This window comes from Roseomonas acroporae, from assembly GCF_023223525.1.
Classification (GTDB): domain Bacteria; phylum Pseudomonadota; class Alphaproteobacteria; order Acetobacterales; family Acetobacteraceae; genus Roseomonas_E; species Roseomonas_E acroporae.
The window spans coordinates 13,705-28,971 of the sequence record NZ_JALPRX010000022.1 but is presented as its reverse complement, the minus strand read 5'-3'; the positions used below and the strand labels follow the sequence as shown (position 1 = coordinate 28,971).

The following is a 15,267-nucleotide window of genomic DNA, read 5'->3' as shown; positions in this document are numbered from 1 at the left end:
GGTAACGGGCGGCCGCCGGCCGCATGCATGCCGCGACACCGGCGCCCGGCCGGCCGTTACCGGAACGGCGCGGCCCGGCGGCACCCCGCCTCGGCACGGCATGCCCTCAGCCGCCGAGATACGCCTCCCGCACCTCCGGCCGCGCCAGCAGCTCCCGCCCGGTGCCGGCCAGCACGATCCGCCCGGTCTGCAGCGTGTAGCCGCGATGCGCGAGCCGCAGCGCCGCCTGCGCGTTCTGCTCCACCAGCAGCACGGAAAGCCCGGATTCCGCGTTCAGCCGGCGGATCGCCGCGAAGATCCCCTTCACCACCAGCGGCGCGAGGCCCAGCGAAGGCTCGTCCAGCAGCAGCAGCCGCGGCCGCGACATCAGCGCCCGCCCGATCGCCAGCATCTGCTGCTCGCCGCCCGAGAGCGTGCCGGCGCGCTGCGCCTGACGCTCCTCCAGGCGCGGGAACAGCGCGAACACCCGTGCCAGCTCCGGCCCGGGATCGACCGCCACCGCCTGCGCGCCGATCAGCAGGTTCTCCAGCACGCTCATCCGCCCGAAGATGCGCCGTCCCTCCGGCGCCTGCGCGATGCCGCCGCGCATGATGCGGTGCGTGGGCTGCCCGGTGATGTCGGCCCCGTCGAAGCGGATGCGGCCGGCGCGGGCGGGCGGGTCGCCGCAGATCGTCATCAGCAGCGTCGACTTGCCCGCGCCGTTGGCGCCGATCAGCGTCACGATCTCGCCCGCCTCCACGTGCAGCGACACGTCGTCGAGCGCCAGCACCGCGCCGTAGCGCGCGGTGACGTTCTCGACGGCGAGGAGCGGCCCGCTCATGCCGTGCCCCCCGGCCCGGAAGCCGCCCCCGCCACCCCGCTCCCCGCCACGCCGGCCTCCGCCGGCGCGTCCTCGTCCGCCTCCTCCTCGCCCAGATAGGCCGCGATCACCTTCGGATCGGCCCGCACCGCCGCCGGCGTGCCGTCGGCGATCTTGCGGCCGTGGTCGAGCACCACCACGCGGTCGGAGATGCGCATCACCACGCCCATGTCGTGCTCGATCAGCAGGATCGAGCAGGGCGCCCCGTTCGGCGCCTCGCCCGAGCGGATGCGCAGCAGCAGCGCCGCGAGCTGGTCGGACTCGCGCGGGTTCAGCCCCGCCGCCGGCTCGTCGAGGCAGAGCAGCAGCGGGTCCGTGCACATCGCGCGCGCGATCTCCAGGCGCCGCTGCGCCCCGTAGGGCAGCGCCCCCGCCGGATCGTCGGCCCGCTCCAGCAGGTTCGTCGCCGCCAGCCAGGCCCGCGCCCGGTCGATCGCCGCCGCCTCCGCGCGCGGGTAGCGCACGAGCCCCAGCACCGCGCCGATGCCCCAGCCGGTCGCGGCCATCAGCGCGTTGTGCTGCGCGACCAGCAGGTTCTCCAGCGCCGTCATGCCGGAGAACAGCCGGATGTTCTGGAAGGTGCGCGCGACCCCCGCGCGCACGATGCGGTGGCCGGCGAGGCGGTGCAGCGCCACCGGCGCGCCGCCCGCCACCTCCGGCGCCTGCAGCAGCACCGCGCCGCCGGTCGGGCGGTAGAAGCCGGTGACGCAGTTGAACACCGTGGTCTTGCCCGCGCCGTTCGGCCCGATCAGCGAGGTGATGGCGCCGCGCGCCGCCTCGAAGGAGACGCCGGCCACGGCCAGCAGCCCGCCGAAGCGCATCGAGAGGTCCTCCACCCGGAGGATGTCGGTGCCCGCCACGCCGCTCACCCGTGCCCCTCGCCCACCAGCTCGCCGCTGATGGCGCGCCGCTTCCCCAGCGCCACGGTCGGCGTGCGCGAGGCGACGATGCCGCGTGGCCGCAGCACCATGATGAGCACCATGGCGCCCCCGAACACCAGCATCCGCCACTCGGCGAGGTCGCGGAACACCTCGAAGCCGCCGATCATCACGACGGCCGCGATGGCGACGCCGATCTGGCTGCCGAGCCCGCCCAGCACGACGATGGCGAGCACGATGGCGCTCTCGAGGAAGGTGAAGCTCTCCGGGCTGATGAAGGCCTGCCGCGTCGCGAAGAAGGCGCCGGCGAAGCCGCCGAACATGGCGCCGAGCGCGAAGGCGGTGAGCTTGGTGGTGGTGACGTTGATGCCGAGCGCCCGGCAGGCGATCTCGTCCTCGCGCAGCGCCTCCCAGGCCCGGCCGAGCGGCTGGCGGCGCAGCCGGATCGTCACCCAGTTGGTCAGCAGCGCCAGCGCCAGGATCAGGTAGTAGAGGAACACCACGCGGTGGGTCGGGCTCGGCTCCAGCCCGAAGAAGTCGGCGAAGGAGCCGGGGCCGCCGCCGGCCGAGAAGCTCAGCCCGAAGAAGCTCGGGCGCGGGATGCCGCCGATGCCGTTCGGGCCGCCGGTGAGCGAGACCCAGTTGAGCAGCACGATGCGGATGATCTCGCCGAAGCCGAGCGTGACGATGGCGAGGTAGTCGCCGCGCAGCCGCAGCACCGGGAAGCCGAGCAGGATGCCGGCGAAGGCGGCCATGATGCCGGCGAGCGGCAGGCAGAGCCAGAAGCTCCAGCCGAGCGAGGTGGAGAGCAGCGCGTAGGAATAGGCCCCCACCGCGTAGAAGGCGACGTAGCCGAGGTCGAGCAGCCCCGCGAGCCCGACCACGATGTTGAGGCCCCAGCCCAGCATCACGTAGGTCAGCACCAGGATGCCGAGGTCGAGCGTGTAGCGCCCCACCCAGGGCAGCGCCGGCAGCAGCAGCGCCAGCGCCAGCAGCAGCGGCCCCAGCACCCGCCCGAACCGGCGCAGCGAGCCCTCCCAGCGCCCGGACCTGGTCGAGGCCACGGCCACCGCCGGCGCCGCGCGCCCCCAGCCCAGCGCCAGGAACACGCCGCCCGCCACGACGAACAGCGCCAGCAGCGCCAAGGCGCGGTCGTGCCCGCCCGCCGAGAGCAGCGTCTCGCCCGTCGGCAGCGGCGGCAGCATCAGCGCGAACAGCAGCGCCAGCGCCAGCGCCAGCGGCACCGCCCGCGCCAGCGCCGGCAGGAAGGCCGGGAAGCGATGCGACCGCGCCCAGACCAGCCCGAAGCGCCCCACGAACACCATGGCGCAGAGCAGCGCCACCGTCGGCCAGCGCTGCACCAGCATCAGGCCGCCCGCCCCCGGTTCCGTCCGCAGCCCCACCATCGGCCCGAACAGGCCGAGCGCCACCAGCGCCGCGAGGCCCGCCTCCCGCAGCGCGCCCGCCACCGGCGCGGCCGCCCGCGGCGGCGCCTCCGCCACCCCCGCCGGCGCGCTCATACCTTCTCGACCTCCGCCCGCCCGAGCAGCCCCGTCGGCAGGAAGACCAGGGTCAGCACCAGGATCGAGAAAGCGGCGACGTCCTTGTACTGGACGGAGAAGTAGGCCGACCAGAAGGTCTCGATCAGGCCGATCAGCAGCCCGCCCAGCACCGCGCCGGGCAGCGAGCCGATGCCGCCCAGCACGGCGGCGGTGAACGCCTTCACCCCCGCGAGGAAGCCGATGTAGAAGTCGATCACGCCGTAGCGCAGCAGGTACATCATGCCCGCGACCGCGGCGAGGCCGGCGCCGATCACGAAGGTCAGGCTGATCGTGCGGTCCGTGTCGATGCCGAGCAGCGAGGCCATCCTGCGGTCCTGCTCGCAGGCGCGCATGGCGCGGCCGAGCGGCGTGCGGGTGACGAGCCAGGTGAACACGGCCAGCACGCCGAGCGTCACCGCCACGATCAGCATCTGCATGTAGGAGAGCTGCGCCGCGAAGCCCGCCTCGGTCAGCAGCGTGATGCCGCCCGGCACCAGCGGCTCCAGCGGCTTCACCCGCGCCCCCTGCGCGATCTGGACGTAGTTCTGGAGCACGATCGACATGCCGATCGCCGAGATCAGCGGCGCGAGCCGGAAGGAACCGCGCAGCGGGCGGTAGGCCAGCCGCTCCACCGTCCAGCCGTAGAGCGCGGTGAAGGCGACGGTGAGCAGCAGCACCAGCAGCAGCGCCGCCGGCCCCGCCGCGATGCCGCCCGCGCCCAGCGCCAGGATCGAGATCAGCGCGAGGAAGGCGCCCACCATGAACACGTCGCCATGCGCGAAGTTGATCATGCCGATGATGCCGTAGACCATGGTGTAGCCCACGGCGATGAGGCCGTAGATCATCCCGAGGCTGATCCCGTTGATCAGCTGCTGCAGCGCGTAGGCCAGTGGCCGCCCCCTTCCGCTTCGTGCCCGACCGAATCCGCCGGCGGCGGACCCCCGTTCCGCCGGCCGGCCCTGCAAACGCTAGGCCAGCGTGCCGCCGCCGCGAAGCGGTTTCGCATCCGGACGCGCCCCCTCCCCGCCGGCGGCCGGCCGGGTTCCGTCCGGCCGCGTACCGGCCGGGGCCGGCGGGTGGTGGCGCGCCGCGGCGGAGACTAGAAGGGCCGCAGGCGCGCCGGATTCCCGGCACGCCTCCCGGCCCGCCCCGCCGCCGCCCTTCGGAACCGCCTCCCGCATGCCTTCCTGGCTGCCGCTGCTGCTCGGCTTCCTCACCGCGATCAACCCGATCTCGACCGACATGTACCTGCCGGCCTTCCCGGCCATGGAGGCGAGCCTGGGCAGCCCGCCCGGCTCGGCGCAGGTCACGCTGGCCGCCTGGTTCATCGGCGTCGCCATCGGCCAGCTGCTGCAGGGCACCCTGTCGGACCGCTTCGGCCGGCGCATGCCGCTGATCGCGGGCACGGCGGTCTACACGCTGGCCTCGGCCGGCTGCGCCCTGGCGCCCGACATCGCCACCCTCTCGGCCTTCCGCTTCCTGGCCGCGATCGGCGGCTCGGCCAGCTCCGTGCTGCCGCGCGCCGTGGTGCGGGACGTGGCCGAGGGCCTCGCCGCCGCGCGGCTGATGTCGCGCCTGATGCTGGTGATGGGGGTGGCGCCGATCGCCGCCCCCGGCCTCGGCGGCCTCGTGCTCGGCCTCGCCGGCTGGCACGCCATCTTCTGGGTCTGCACCGTCTACGGCGCGCTCTCCACCTTCCTCGTCTGGCGCTTCCTGCCCGAGACGAGCCGGCCGGAGCGGCGCAGCGCGCTGAACCCGGCCGTCATCCTCGGCCACTACGGCGCGGCGCTGGGCGAGCGCGGCTTCCTCACCCACGCCGCCATGGCCGGCTTCTGCATGTTCCTGATCTTCGCCTACGTCGCCAGCGCCCCCACCGTGTTCATCCAGGGCTTCGGCCTCTCGCCGGGCGGCTTCAGCCTGCTCTTCGCGCTGAATTCCGTCGGCTTCATCGGCGCCTCGCAGTGCAACCCCTGGCTGCTCGCGCGGCTCGGCGCGAACCGGCTGCTGCACCTCGCGACCGGGCTCTGCGCCGCCGCCGTGCTCACCCTGGCCGTCACCGCCCTGACCGGCTGGGGCGGCCTCGCCGGCACCTTCGCGCCCATCGTCGCCGCCATGGCCGCCTGCGGCCTCATCATGCCCAACGCCGCCGTGGGGGCGCTGGCCCGGCACGGCGCCCGGGCGGGCAGCGCCTCGGCCCTGATGGGCACGCTGCAATTCGGCCTCGCGGCGCTGAGCGGCCTGCTGGTCGGCGTGCTCAGCGACGGCACGGCGCGCCCGATGGTGCTGCTGATGCTGGCGGGGCTGGCGGCGATGGTAATTGCAGACGTATTGCGCCCTGCTCGGTAAGACTTCCAACCACAACCTGATAGACCGGAGTTCCAAATGCCGAAAATAATCTCACTCGAACAACCAAGAGCTCCCCAACAAACGCCTTGACTGCCTCAAAACTTATCTCGTGGCGGCTATTTATTGGCATTATCATTCTTTGGTCGGCTCCAACAAAAAAATTGAGAACGGCAGTGTCGCTGACTATAATGGCTTTAGACAGAAACGGCACTAGGCCGTCCAGCCCAAGTACAGCAATCGCAAACCCATGAGCAATTTTTGCTATCAATCTTGCAAATGAAATAATATTTATGGCCACCTCGCTATAGATATTTGACTTGCCTTCTGGAAGATCTCCCAAATGTATATTGAAAACACGCATGCCGAATTCCTCTAGTCGCCCCGAAAGCCCGATCGGAGTAAATATGCCAGGTCGCCAAAAAAGAGGAAGGACGAAAAATGCAGGAGCAGGATCAACGTCCATTTCTTCAAAAACTAAATTTTCCTGAGCTATTTTTCTTCCTTGGTTAAACTCTAGCTTGCTGAAGGACACGCTTAGCGTCTTCGGAAGCTTCTTCCCGTTCTTCCTTGGAATCTTTAATTTAACTCGCGTTGGGCCAAATAAAGCGCGAGCACAGTCCATTTCGAACTTGGATGTAATTTTGCTGCATTTATCACAGGATGATTTTGGCAGCTCCCATTTCCCGCCTAACGATTCGGGCAAAATGTGCTCCGCGCTTAACTTGGCTGACTTTGATCCACAGTAAATACATTTAAAAACTGCGGGAAAAATACGTTTGGCCATCATGTCAGCAGGAGTGTTCGATTTATTTGGAAACGCCTCGTCACACATTTCTACTTCCCAATTCACATGAATTGTCTTAAGTTTCTGCTTATTTTATTATAACCACAATTCTTGCCTCAAAAGGAAGAAGTCTTGCCTCAAAAGCCCGACAAAAATCCATCTGATATTCCCATCATATCAAAGCTCCCTTAACAAGCTTTAGCGCAAGTTACCACCCCATATCTCAGGGCTCCTCTCCAATGCTGCTCTCCCGTCAGAACGTCATCGTCGCCAGCAGCCGCACCGTGCGCCCCGGCAGCAGCACCTGGTCCTTCTTGAACGAGGCGCTGTTGCGCATGTCCACGTCCAGCAGGTTGGTGCCGGCGACGAACAGGCCGATCTCGCGCGGCGTCCGCCCCTCCAGCCGCGCCGTGTAGCCGATGCGCGCGTTGAGCAGGTTGTAGCCCGGCGTGCGGGTCTCGTTCTCCGAGGTGCGGGTCTGCTCGAAGGCGTGCAGGTAGTCCACGCTCGCCTGCCAGCTCGGGCTGCGGTACCAGAGCCCGCCGCCCAGGCGCTGCGGCGGGATGCGCGGCACGTTGCCGCCGCCGTCGAATTCGGCGCGCACCAGGTCGTAGCGCGCCGAGACGCCGAACATCCCGTCGCCGATCGGCAGCAGGTCGAGCTGGCCGCTCAGCTCGCCGCCGTAGAAGCGCGCGTCGCGCTGGCTGTAGTTGGTCTGGATGAACTCGCGGCCGCCGCCGGGGCCGCAGGAGGCGAAGGTGTCGTCGCAGGAATTGCCGGTCAGCGCGCGATAGATGAAGCCGCCATACTGCGAGAAGTACACGCTGCCGTCGAAGCGCAGGGCACCGGCCGGACGCGAGAGGCCCAGCTCGACCGTCCTGGCGGATTCGACGCGCAGATTGGGGTTGCCGATATCGAAGGTGCCCGAGGCATCGTGGCCGCCGCGCGAGAACAGCTCGGCGGCGCCGGGCGCGCGCTCCACGTACTGGCCGGTGAGGCGGGCCCGCATGCCCCAGGGCAGGTCGCGCACCAGGCCGAGGCTGACGCTCTTGGGCGCGAAGGCGCGGGCGGCGGAGAAGTTGGTCAGCGCCTGCGCGTCCCCGGTCGCCAGGTAGCCGGCGGGGAACAGCGCGGTGGCGCCGTTCACGGAGACGGATTCGATTCGCGCCGCCGCCTGGAGGCGCAGCACGTCGGTCAGGGCCAGCTCCTCGAACACGTAGGCGGCGAGGCGGGCGGTGTCGTTGGGCGGCAGGAAGTCGTAGGCCTCCTGCGTGGTGCGCAGCCGCTCGTACTCGAAGGAGACGCCGATCGCCCCGGTGAGCGTGCCGATGCCGGTGTCCACCGGGACGTGCTGCGCCTCCAGCCGGCTGTCCCAGAGGCGGTTGCGGAAGCCGCCATGCACGACGCGGCCGCCGGCCGCGAAGCTGCCGTCGTCGCCCGCCTCCAGCCCGACCTCGTTGTGCTGGTACTGCGTGTAGCCGAGACGGAAGCTGAGGCTGCTGAACGGGCCGGACAGCGGCCGGTACTCGCCGCGGCTGGCCCAGCGGAGCTGCTCCACGTCGAGCGCCGTGCGCGAGAGCGCCTGCTCGCCGCCGGGGATCTCGTAGAAGGTGCGGAAGCGCTCGAACGAGGTGCCGATGAAGCCCTGGTCGAAGAAGTAGCTCAGCCCGAAGGACTGCCCGTCGGTGTCGAGGCTGCTGTTGCGCTGCCGCCCGCCGCCGGGGATGTCGTAGTCGCCGGCGGTGCGGCCGAACAGGTCGCCGTGCACCATGAAGTTGCCGACGCGCATGTCGGTCGAGGCGCTGCCGTCGAAGCCGCGCGAGCCGGTGTTGTACGCCCCGGAGACGCGGCCGCGCACCGCGCCCGGCTCCAGCAGCTCGAGCGGGATCCGGTTGTTGATGAGGTTGACCACGCCGCCGATCGCCTGCGAGCCCCAGCGCAGCGCGGCGGGGCCCCGCACCACCTCGATGCGGTCGGCCGAGAGCGGGTCGAGCGGCACGACGTGGTCGTCGCCGAAGGCGGAGACGTCGCCGGCGGCGAAGCCGTTCTCCTGCAACCGGACTCGGAAGTCGCCGAGGCCGCGGATGATCGGCCGGCTCGCGCCCGGCGCGAAGGTGGTGGCGGAAAGGCCCGGCTCGGTCCACAGCGTGTCGCCCAGCGACTGCGCCGGACGGGTGGCGAGATCCTCGCGGCGCAGCACCGTGACGGGGGCGAAGCTGCGGGCATCCTCGGTCGCGATCGGGCTGGCGGTGACGCTGGTCTCCGGCAGCTCGACCGCCGCCGGTGCCGCCTCCCCGGCCGCCGGCTGCGCCAGGGCGATACGGCCCGCCAGCAGGCCGAGACCGGCCAGGGCCAGCCGGGCCGGGCGGAAGGAATGGGGCATGCGGACCTCGCGGCAACGGATATCGGTTTATGTTATGTTATAACATCCAAAGGGTGGCAAGAGAGCGGCCGCCGGCCGCGCGCGGAACCTCCCCCGGCCCGGGCACGCCCGTCCCGCAACCCGCCCCACCCCTCCTGCCGATCCCTGCCGCGGGTCCGCGCCGCGGGTCCGCGCCACGGGTCCGCATCGTGACTTTGCTTCGGCCGCAAATCGCGTCAGGCTCGGCGCCGGAGAACGCCCGGGGGCGCCGCGACGGCGCGTCCAGACAGGATGAGCAGCCATGGCGATTCAGCTCGGGCAGGTCGCGCCCGACTTCGAGCAGGACACGACGGAAGGTCGCATCCGCTTCCACGAGTGGCTCGGCGGGAGCTGGTGCGTGCTGTTCAGCCACCCCAAGGACTACACGCCGGTCTGCACCACCGAGCTGGGCGAGGCCGCGCGCCTCAAGCCGGAATTCGAGCGCCGCAACGTCAAGGTGATCGGCCTGTCGGTCGATCCGGTGGAGAGCCACCGCGGCTGGGAGGCGGACATCGAGGAGACCCAGGGCACGGCGGTGAACTTCCCGATGATCGCGGACGCGGACCGCAAGGTCTCGACGCTCTACGGCATGGTCCACCCGGATGCCGACCCGCTGCTCACCGTGCGGTCGGTGTTCGTGATCGACCCGGACAGGAAGGTGCGCCTCACCCTCACCTATCCGCCCTCGACGGGGCGCAACTTCGCCGAGGTGCTGCGCGTGATCGACAGCCTCCAGCTCACCGACCGCCACAAGGTGGCGACGCCGGTGAACTGGCAGCCCGGCGACCGCGCGATCATCCCGCCCTCGATCGACGACGAGGCCGCCAGGACCCGGTTCCCGCAGGGATGGGAGGAGAAGAAGCCCTATCTCCGCTACGTCGAGATCAAGGCGCAGGAGCAGCAGCAGTCATGAGCGTCCCCGACATCTCCCCCCGGCAGGCCTGGGAGGCGCTGCGCGCCGACCCGGACGCTGTGCTGGTGGACGTGCGCACCGATGCCGAATGGAATTTCGTCGGCCTGCCGGACCTGACGGACGTCGACAAGCGGCCGGTGCTGATCCCCTGGCAGCTCTACCCCTCCATGCAGGTCAACGGCGCCTTCGCCGAGCACCTGCACAAGGCGGGCGTGACGCCGCTCAGCAAGGTCTACTACCTGTGCCGCTCCGGGGCGCGCTCGCTCGCGGCAGGCCAGGCGGCCCAGGCGGCCGGCTTTCCGCACGCCTTCAACGTCGCCGACGGCTTCGAGGGTCCGCCCGACGGCGACGGCCATCGCGGCACGATCGCCGGGTGGAAGGCCTCCGGCCTGCCCTGGCGGCAGCGCTGATCCTTTTCCCCCCAGGCGGCATCCAAGGCGGCATCCAGGCCGCCCCCAGGGGCAGCCACCCAGGGGCGGCCACCCAGGGGCGGCCCTCAGGCGCGACCCGACGCCGTGCCCGTCGGCCGCCGCCAGGGCCGTCAGAAGCCGCCGGCCACCCGCACCGTGCTCCCGCCACGCGCGGGCGAAGGCCGTGCCGGCGTCACCTCGCTGGTCAGGCTCGAATGCACCCACCCCTCGGGGCGGGAGACGCCGACCCGCAGCCAGCCGCCCGGTGCCGTCGCGAAGACCTGCAGCGCCTGCCCACGCGCCACGGTGCGCAGCACCGCGCCGCCGGGCGCGGCGCGAAGGTTGACGGCCGAGCGAACCGACACGCTCCCGACCACGCCGCCTTCGCCCGGAACCGATCCGCCCGCGCCGCCGGCAGCGGCCGCCGCCGGCATCACCGCCTCGAACCGCGGCGTCCCGACCGGGTCCGGCCGGGCCGACACCAGGGCGGTGCGGCAATGGCGTAGCCGCGCGTCGGCCACCATGCGTGGCGGGTTGCCGGCATCGGCCAGCAGGGTCAGCGGGCGCAGGCGAACCCTGCCATCCTCCCGTGCCGGGTCTTCGCGCACGACGCGCACCACGAAGCTGCGGAACTCCCTGGCATCGCCGGCGGGCCGTACCTCGCCGCACACCGCGCGCTCATCGTCCCGCTCCCGGCCATAGGTCGAGACGCCACGGAACTCGGCGCCGCTGCCGAGGCGCGCGCGCAAGGCCTGCAGCGCCACATGCTCGGCGCCCTGCTCCCAGTTGCCGGCGGCGACGGCCACCGTGGCGTCCACCTCCCGGCCGGGCAGCATCCCATGCACCAGCGCGCCGGCCGTCAGCAGCCCGGCCGCCAGCAGGCCGCCACCCATCGCCCACCTGCGCACGCCCATGACTGCCGCCCACCAGGATGAAACCGGTTCGATCGCCGGAACGAACGCATCTAACCATGACGGCCACGGCCGGTTTCGCTTCCGTCGCACGGCGCCGGAGCAACACACGAGGATTTTCCCTGACCCGGCATGGGGTGCCGATGGCGATTCCGAATCGCGCCTGGGCGGTGGCGAACGGAGGCGGTTAAGGGCGAAGGCGGGACCGGGCGAAGCCGGTGCGGGCGAGGCGGGCGGGCGCGCCGGGGACGCGCCGGGGGAACCCGACAGCCATCCGGCCGTTCTCTGTCCCGAAGCCGCCATCGTGGCGGCAACGGGGAGATCGACAGATGGACAAGGATCGCGTCGCCGGCGTCGGCAACCAGATCAAGGGCACCGTGAAGGAGATGGCGGGGAAGGTCACCGGCGACGCCAAGCTCGAGGCCGAGGGCAAGGCCGACAAGGCCGCCGGCAAGGTGCAGAATGCCGTGGGCGGCGCCAAGGATGCTGCCCGGGACGCCACCGGGAACTGATCCCGCAGGAGCGGTCCCGCAGGGCGGGCCCCGGCGGGGTCGTGCTCCGGGCCACTGAAGACGGCGCGCGGCCGGCCCTCTCCTGGGGCAGGTCGCGCGCTTCGTGTTTCCGCCCCTTCGCACGCATGCCGCTCCCGCCCCGACCGGGAACCGGGACCTTCCCTCGGCGCTCTCGGTCTCTTCCCCCTGTCGCTCCCTTCGGGACCCGCCGCTACGGCGAACCGCAGTCCCAACCGGACCGCGGTTCGCCGTAGCTCGTTGCCCTCGGCGCGGATTCACGCCGCCGGGCGTGTCCGCCCGCCGGCGATCCGCTCTAGAAAGGCGCCATGTCCCCGACGGCGCGCCCCCGAATCTCCATCGACGGCTACAACCTCGCCCTGGAAAAGGGCACCGGCGTCGCGACCTACGCCCGGAACCTGAGTTTCGCCCTGCGCGACCTCGGCTGCGATGTCGGCATCCTCTACGGCGGCAGCGCGCCCGCCTCGCGCGACCCGCTGATGCGCGAGGTCGCCTTCTTCGACACGGAACCGCTCAAGATCCCCAAGTGGACGCGCACGCTGCGCGAGCTGCGCGGCAACGTCGCCGCGCTGCTCGGCCTGCGCGCGGCCCGCATCCCCGTCACCGGCAAGGTGATCGTCGAGACCTACCGTTCGCGCCTGCCCTACTTCGACCAGATCTGGAACGCGCGCGACCTCTTCGTCGCCTCCTATGCCTTCTTCGACCTGTTCAAGCGCCACCTCGACGTGTCCATGCCGGGCGGCACGCCCGAGATCATGCACTGGACCTACCCGCTGCCGATCCGCGTGAAGGGCGCGCGCAACATCTACACGATGCACGACCTCGTGCCGCTGCGCCTGCCCTACACCACGCTCGACGCGAAGCGCCGCTACTTCCGCATGTGCCAGATGCTGATACGGGACGCCGACCACATCGTCACCGTCTCGGAAGCCTCGCGGCGCGACATCATCGGGCTGCTCGGCGTGCCGGAGGACCGCGTCACCAACACCTACCAGACCGTCGAGATCCCCGCCCGCCACGCCGCGCGGCCGCTCGACATGGTGCGCGGCGACATCGAGGGCACGTTCGGCCTGACCATGGGCAACTACTTCCTCTTCTTCGGCGCCATCGAGCCGAAGAAGAACGTCGGCCGGCTGATCGAGGCCTATCTCGCCAGCGGCGTCACCGGCCCGCTGGTGATCGCCGGCAAGAAGGCGTGGAAGTCCGAGGACGAGCTGAAGCTGCTCTTCGACGACCACATCCGCTACCTCGTCGCCGACGGTCCCTACACCTTCACCCGCCACCGGGTGGTCCACCTCGACTACGTCTCGTTCCCGCTGCTGGTGAGCCTGATCCGCGGCGCCAGGGCGGTGCTGTTCCCCTCGCTCTACGAGGGCTTCGGCCTGCCGGCGCTGGAGGCGATGCTGCTCGGGACGCCGGTGATGACCTCCAACACCGCCTCGCTGCCCGAGGTGGTGGGCGACGCCGCCCTCACCGTCGATCCCTACGACACGCGCGCCATGGCCGAGGCGATACGCCGCCTCGACACGGACGCGCAACTCCGTGCCCGCCTCGCCGCGATGGGCCCGGGCCAGGCGGCGAAGTTCGACTCGGCCGCCTACCGGAAGCGGCTCACCTCGCTGTATGGGCGGCTCGGGATCGGGTTCGCCGCCTGAGCCCACGCCGGCGACGGATCGGCCGGCCGGATCAGACCACGCTGCGGCGCGACAGGACCATCGGGTACTGCCCGCCGGGCAGCCCCGCCACCGCCTCCGCCGTGGTCGGGTGCAGCGAGCCGTCGCCGCCCACGAACCAGAAGCGGAAGCCGAGCGACCGCGCGTATTCGGCCAGCGCCGCCACCGTCTCGCCATGCAGCCGCATGCCGTCGGGCTGCACGCGGACGGCGATGCGCACGTCGGGTGAGCGCTCGATCATCCCGCGCAGCCCCTTCAGCGCCGCCAGTTCCGCCCCCTGCACCGAGAGCTTGATGGCGTCCACCCGGAAGTCCGCCGGGAAGAGGCCGTCGAGCGGCGCCATCCGGCAGGGCTGCGAGATCTGCCCGCCCGCCGGCGTCACCATCGCCACCGGCAGTACCACGCCGGCGCCGGACCAGGCCGGATCGACGATCAGCTCCATGTCCCGCACCGCATCCCCCGCCGCCACCGTGTGCAGCCTGGCGATGCCGTCCAGCCCGTTCGCCGTGATGGAACGCTGCGCGAGCCGGCTGAGCGATTCGTTCGGCTCGATGCCGTGCACCTGCCCGCCCGCCCCCACCGCCGCCGCGGAAAGCAGGGTGTGGAAGCCCATGTGGGCACCCACGTCGAGCACCGTGTCGCCCGGGTTGAGCAGGCCCAGCCAGGCGGCGGTGATGCCCGGCTCCCAGTCGCCGCCGGTCGCGACGTGCGGCGTGAAGTCGGTGCTGCGCGTATCGAGGAAGATCAGCAGGCCGCCGCGCAGCCGCGTCAGCACCACCTGGCCGCCCATGTAGGTGGCGGCCGGCCGGACGCCATCCGCCAGGCTCTCCACCCGCGCCGCGATCCGGGCGAGCTGCTCCTCGATGGCCGCGAGGCGACGGCGCAGCACCGCCTCAACCGCCCTTGCCGACTGGTCCATGGTCCTAGGCCCCGTTCAACGCCGGTGCCGGCGCCCCGATCGGGCGCAGGCAGAGATCGAGATGCGTGCCCGCCTCCTCGCGCACGTGCCGCTCGCACGCCGCGTCGGTGCGCGCGATCGCCGTCTCGGCGTCGAGCCCGGCGAGCGATTCCGGCGGCGCGGTGCGGTGCAGGATCTCGACCGCGTAGCCGCGTTCGAGGAAGAAGCGCAGCAGCGCCGCCGCCGGCACGCCCGAGACGTCGCGCAGCAGGCCGGGCGAGTACTCCAGGTACACCACCGGCCGCTCCGCCTCGAACAGCGCCCGCCCGCCCTGCGCCACGCGGTGCTCCATCCCCTCCACGTCCATCTTCACCACGTCGATGCGGCCGAGCGGCCCGCGCAGCGCGTCGAGCGGCAGCACCGGCACCACCTCGTAGCGGTCCAGCGCCTCGCCCTCGACCGTGCCGGTGTCGTGGATGGTGTTGTTGTGCGAGCCGGTCTGCACCGGCAGCAGCTCGGCGCCCAGCCGGTCGGAGACGCCGAAGGGCAGCACCTCCAGCCAGGCGAATCCGTTGGCGCGGGCGTTGCGCAGCAGCACGCGGCAGTTGCGCGCGCTCACCTCCAGCGCGAAGACCCGCCCCGCCGGCCCGACGCGCCGGGCCGCCGGCAGCGCGAACAGCCCCCAGCTCGCGCCGAGGTCGAGCACCCGCATCCCCGGGCGCAGCTCGTCGAGGAAGCGCGGCAGCACCCAGGGCTCGTAGCCACCCGGGGCCCGCAGGTCGCCCGCCACCTCGGAATCCTCGGCGACGTGGAAGGTGCAGCCCATGAAGGGAATCGCGACCGGCGTCCCGAAGGCGTCCATCCGGCCGGTGCGGCCCCGATACTCGCGCGAGCCCAGCATCTCGGCGGCCACGTCGCGCAGCGTGCACTCGCCCCGCGCGATGCCGCCCGCGTAGGTGGCGAGCCCGCCCGGATCGGCCGGGCGGTGCAGCAGCGCCTCGTAGAGCACGCCGACCGCCGTCTCGGGCGAAGGCGGCGCGGCCGCCGGCAGCGGCGCGGCGGCAGGCGGCGCCCTGCCCTCGCCGCGCGCGGCGGATCTGAAGAATCGCATCGCGGCCTCGTC

Annotated in this window: 14 protein-coding genes; 5 read left to right on the top strand and 9 right to left on the bottom strand. The window is 71.3% G+C overall.

Going from position 1 to position 15,267, the window contains the following annotated elements; all coding sequences use genetic code 11:
* Window positions 1-106: 106 nt before the first annotated feature.
* From M0638_RS05945 to M0638_RS05930, 4 genes are read right to left on the bottom strand one after another with little or no spacing between them, the layout of a single operon-like run.
* Window positions 107-820, bottom strand: coding sequence for an ABC transporter ATP-binding protein (locus M0638_RS05945; protein WP_248666044.1), 714 nt, complete (start codon window positions 818-820; stop codon window positions 107-109).
* Window positions 817-1,728: an ABC transporter ATP-binding protein gene (locus M0638_RS05940; protein WP_456316023.1), complete on the bottom strand. Its 912-nt coding sequence runs from the start codon at window positions 1,726-1,728 to the stop codon at window positions 817-819. The genes M0638_RS05945 and M0638_RS05940 overlap by 4 nt, the downstream gene beginning before the upstream one ends.
* Window positions 1,725-3,257, bottom strand: a complete 1,533-nt coding sequence (gene livM, locus M0638_RS05935; RefSeq protein WP_282571870.1) for a high-affinity branched-chain amino acid ABC transporter permease LivM — start codon at window positions 3,255-3,257, stop codon at window positions 1,725-1,727. The genes M0638_RS05940 and livM overlap by 4 nt, the downstream gene beginning before the upstream one ends.
* Window positions 3,254-4,135: an ABC transporter permease subunit gene (locus tag M0638_RS05930; RefSeq protein WP_456316025.1), complete on the bottom strand. Its 882-nt coding sequence runs from the start codon at window positions 4,133-4,135 to the stop codon at window positions 3,254-3,256. The genes livM and M0638_RS05930 overlap by 4 nt, the downstream gene beginning before the upstream one ends.
* Before the next feature lie 322 nt (window positions 4,136-4,457).
* Between M0638_RS05930 and M0638_RS05925 the strand changes: the two genes are divergently transcribed.
* Complete coding sequence (locus M0638_RS05925; RefSeq protein WP_248666043.1) at window positions 4,458-5,624, top strand: multidrug effflux MFS transporter; 1,167 nt, start codon at window positions 4,458-4,460, stop codon at window positions 5,622-5,624.
* Here the strand turns inward: M0638_RS05925 and M0638_RS05920 are convergent.
* A complete protein-coding gene (locus M0638_RS05920) occupies window positions 5,533-6,456 on the bottom strand; it encodes an HNH endonuclease (RefSeq protein ID WP_248666042.1) in 924 nt (307 codons plus the stop codon). The genes M0638_RS05925 and M0638_RS05920 overlap by 92 nt on opposite strands.
* 205 nt (window positions 6,457-6,661) lie before the next feature.
* Complete coding sequence (locus M0638_RS05915; RefSeq protein ID WP_248666041.1) at window positions 6,662-8,791, bottom strand: TonB-dependent receptor; 2,130 nt, start codon at window positions 8,789-8,791, stop codon at window positions 6,662-6,664.
* Window positions 8,792-9,071: 280 nt separating this feature from the next.
* On the opposite strand from M0638_RS05915, the gene M0638_RS05910 reads away from it, so the two are divergent.
* Window positions 9,072-9,722 (top strand): peroxiredoxin, encoded by a 651-nt coding sequence (locus tag M0638_RS05910; protein WP_248666040.1) that lies wholly within the window; start codon window positions 9,072-9,074, stop codon window positions 9,720-9,722.
* Window positions 9,719-10,132, top strand: coding sequence for a rhodanese-like domain-containing protein (locus tag M0638_RS05905; protein WP_248666039.1), 414 nt, complete (start codon window positions 9,719-9,721; stop codon window positions 10,130-10,132). The genes M0638_RS05910 and M0638_RS05905 overlap by 4 nt, the downstream gene beginning before the upstream one ends.
* 131 nt (window positions 10,133-10,263) lie before the next feature.
* Here M0638_RS05905 and M0638_RS05900 read toward each other — a convergent pair whose 3' ends face one another.
* Entirely contained in the window at window positions 10,264-11,046 is a 783-nt protein-coding gene (locus M0638_RS05900; protein WP_248666038.1) for an SH3 domain-containing protein, read from the bottom strand.
* 326 nt (window positions 11,047-11,372) lie between these two features.
* Between M0638_RS05900 and M0638_RS05895 the strand changes: the two genes are divergently transcribed.
* Together M0638_RS05895 and M0638_RS05890 are read left to right on the top strand one after the other, a co-directional pair.
* Complete coding sequence (locus tag M0638_RS05895) at window positions 11,373-11,555, top strand: CsbD family protein (protein ID WP_248666037.1); 183 nt, start codon at window positions 11,373-11,375, stop codon at window positions 11,553-11,555.
* Window positions 11,556-11,881: 326 nt separating this feature from the next.
* On the top strand, window positions 11,882-13,228 hold the full coding sequence (locus M0638_RS05890; RefSeq protein ID WP_248666036.1) for a glycosyltransferase: 1,347 nt from the start codon (window positions 11,882-11,884) through the stop codon (window positions 13,226-13,228).
* A 31-nt stretch (window positions 13,229-13,259) separates the two neighbouring features.
* Here the strand turns inward: M0638_RS05890 and M0638_RS05885 are convergent, their stop codons facing one another.
* Complete coding sequence (locus tag M0638_RS05885) at window positions 13,260-14,165, bottom strand: FkbM family methyltransferase (RefSeq protein WP_248666035.1); 906 nt, start codon at window positions 14,163-14,165, stop codon at window positions 13,260-13,262.
* A 4-nt stretch (window positions 14,166-14,169) separates the two neighbouring features.
* Window positions 14,170-15,255, bottom strand: a complete 1,086-nt coding sequence (locus M0638_RS05880) for an FkbM family methyltransferase (protein ID WP_248666034.1) — start codon at window positions 15,253-15,255, stop codon at window positions 14,170-14,172.
* Window positions 15,256-15,267 lie beyond the last annotated feature (12 nt).

What these genes read in the sequence shown, in the direction of transcription:
- M0638_RS05945 (WP_248666044.1), bottom strand. Translation starts at nt 820, where the DNA reads ATGAGCGGGCCGCTCCTCGCCGTCGAGAACGTCACCGCGCGCTACGGC.
- livM (WP_282571870.1), bottom strand. Translation starts at nt 3,257, where the DNA reads ATGAGCGCGCCGGCGGGGGTGGCGGAGGCGCCGCCGCGGGCGGCCGCG.
- M0638_RS05925 (WP_248666043.1), top strand. Translation starts at nt 4,458, where the DNA reads ATGCCTTCCTGGCTGCCGCTGCTGCTCGGCTTCCTCACCGCGATCAAC.
- M0638_RS05920 (WP_248666042.1), bottom strand. Translation starts at nt 6,456, where the DNA reads ATGTGTGACGAGGCGTTTCCAAATAAATCGAACACTCCTGCTGACATG.
- M0638_RS05915 (WP_248666041.1), bottom strand. Translation starts at nt 8,791, where the DNA reads ATGCCCCATTCCTTCCGCCCGGCCCGGCTGGCCCTGGCCGGTCTCGGC.
- M0638_RS05910 (WP_248666040.1), top strand. Translation starts at nt 9,072, where the DNA reads ATGGCGATTCAGCTCGGGCAGGTCGCGCCCGACTTCGAGCAGGACACG.
- M0638_RS05905 (WP_248666039.1), top strand. Translation starts at nt 9,719, where the DNA reads ATGAGCGTCCCCGACATCTCCCCCCGGCAGGCCTGGGAGGCGCTGCGC.
- M0638_RS05900 (WP_248666038.1), bottom strand. Translation starts at nt 11,046, where the DNA reads ATGGGCGTGCGCAGGTGGGCGATGGGTGGCGGCCTGCTGGCGGCCGGG.
- M0638_RS05895 (WP_248666037.1), top strand. Translation starts at nt 11,373, where the DNA reads ATGGACAAGGATCGCGTCGCCGGCGTCGGCAACCAGATCAAGGGCACC.
- M0638_RS05890 (WP_248666036.1), top strand. Translation starts at nt 11,882, where the DNA reads ATGTCCCCGACGGCGCGCCCCCGAATCTCCATCGACGGCTACAACCTC.
- M0638_RS05885 (WP_248666035.1), bottom strand. Translation starts at nt 14,165, where the DNA reads ATGGACCAGTCGGCAAGGGCGGTTGAGGCGGTGCTGCGCCGTCGCCTC.
- M0638_RS05880 (WP_248666034.1), bottom strand. Translation starts at nt 15,255, where the DNA reads ATGCGATTCTTCAGATCCGCCGCGCGCGGCGAGGGCAGGGCGCCGCCT.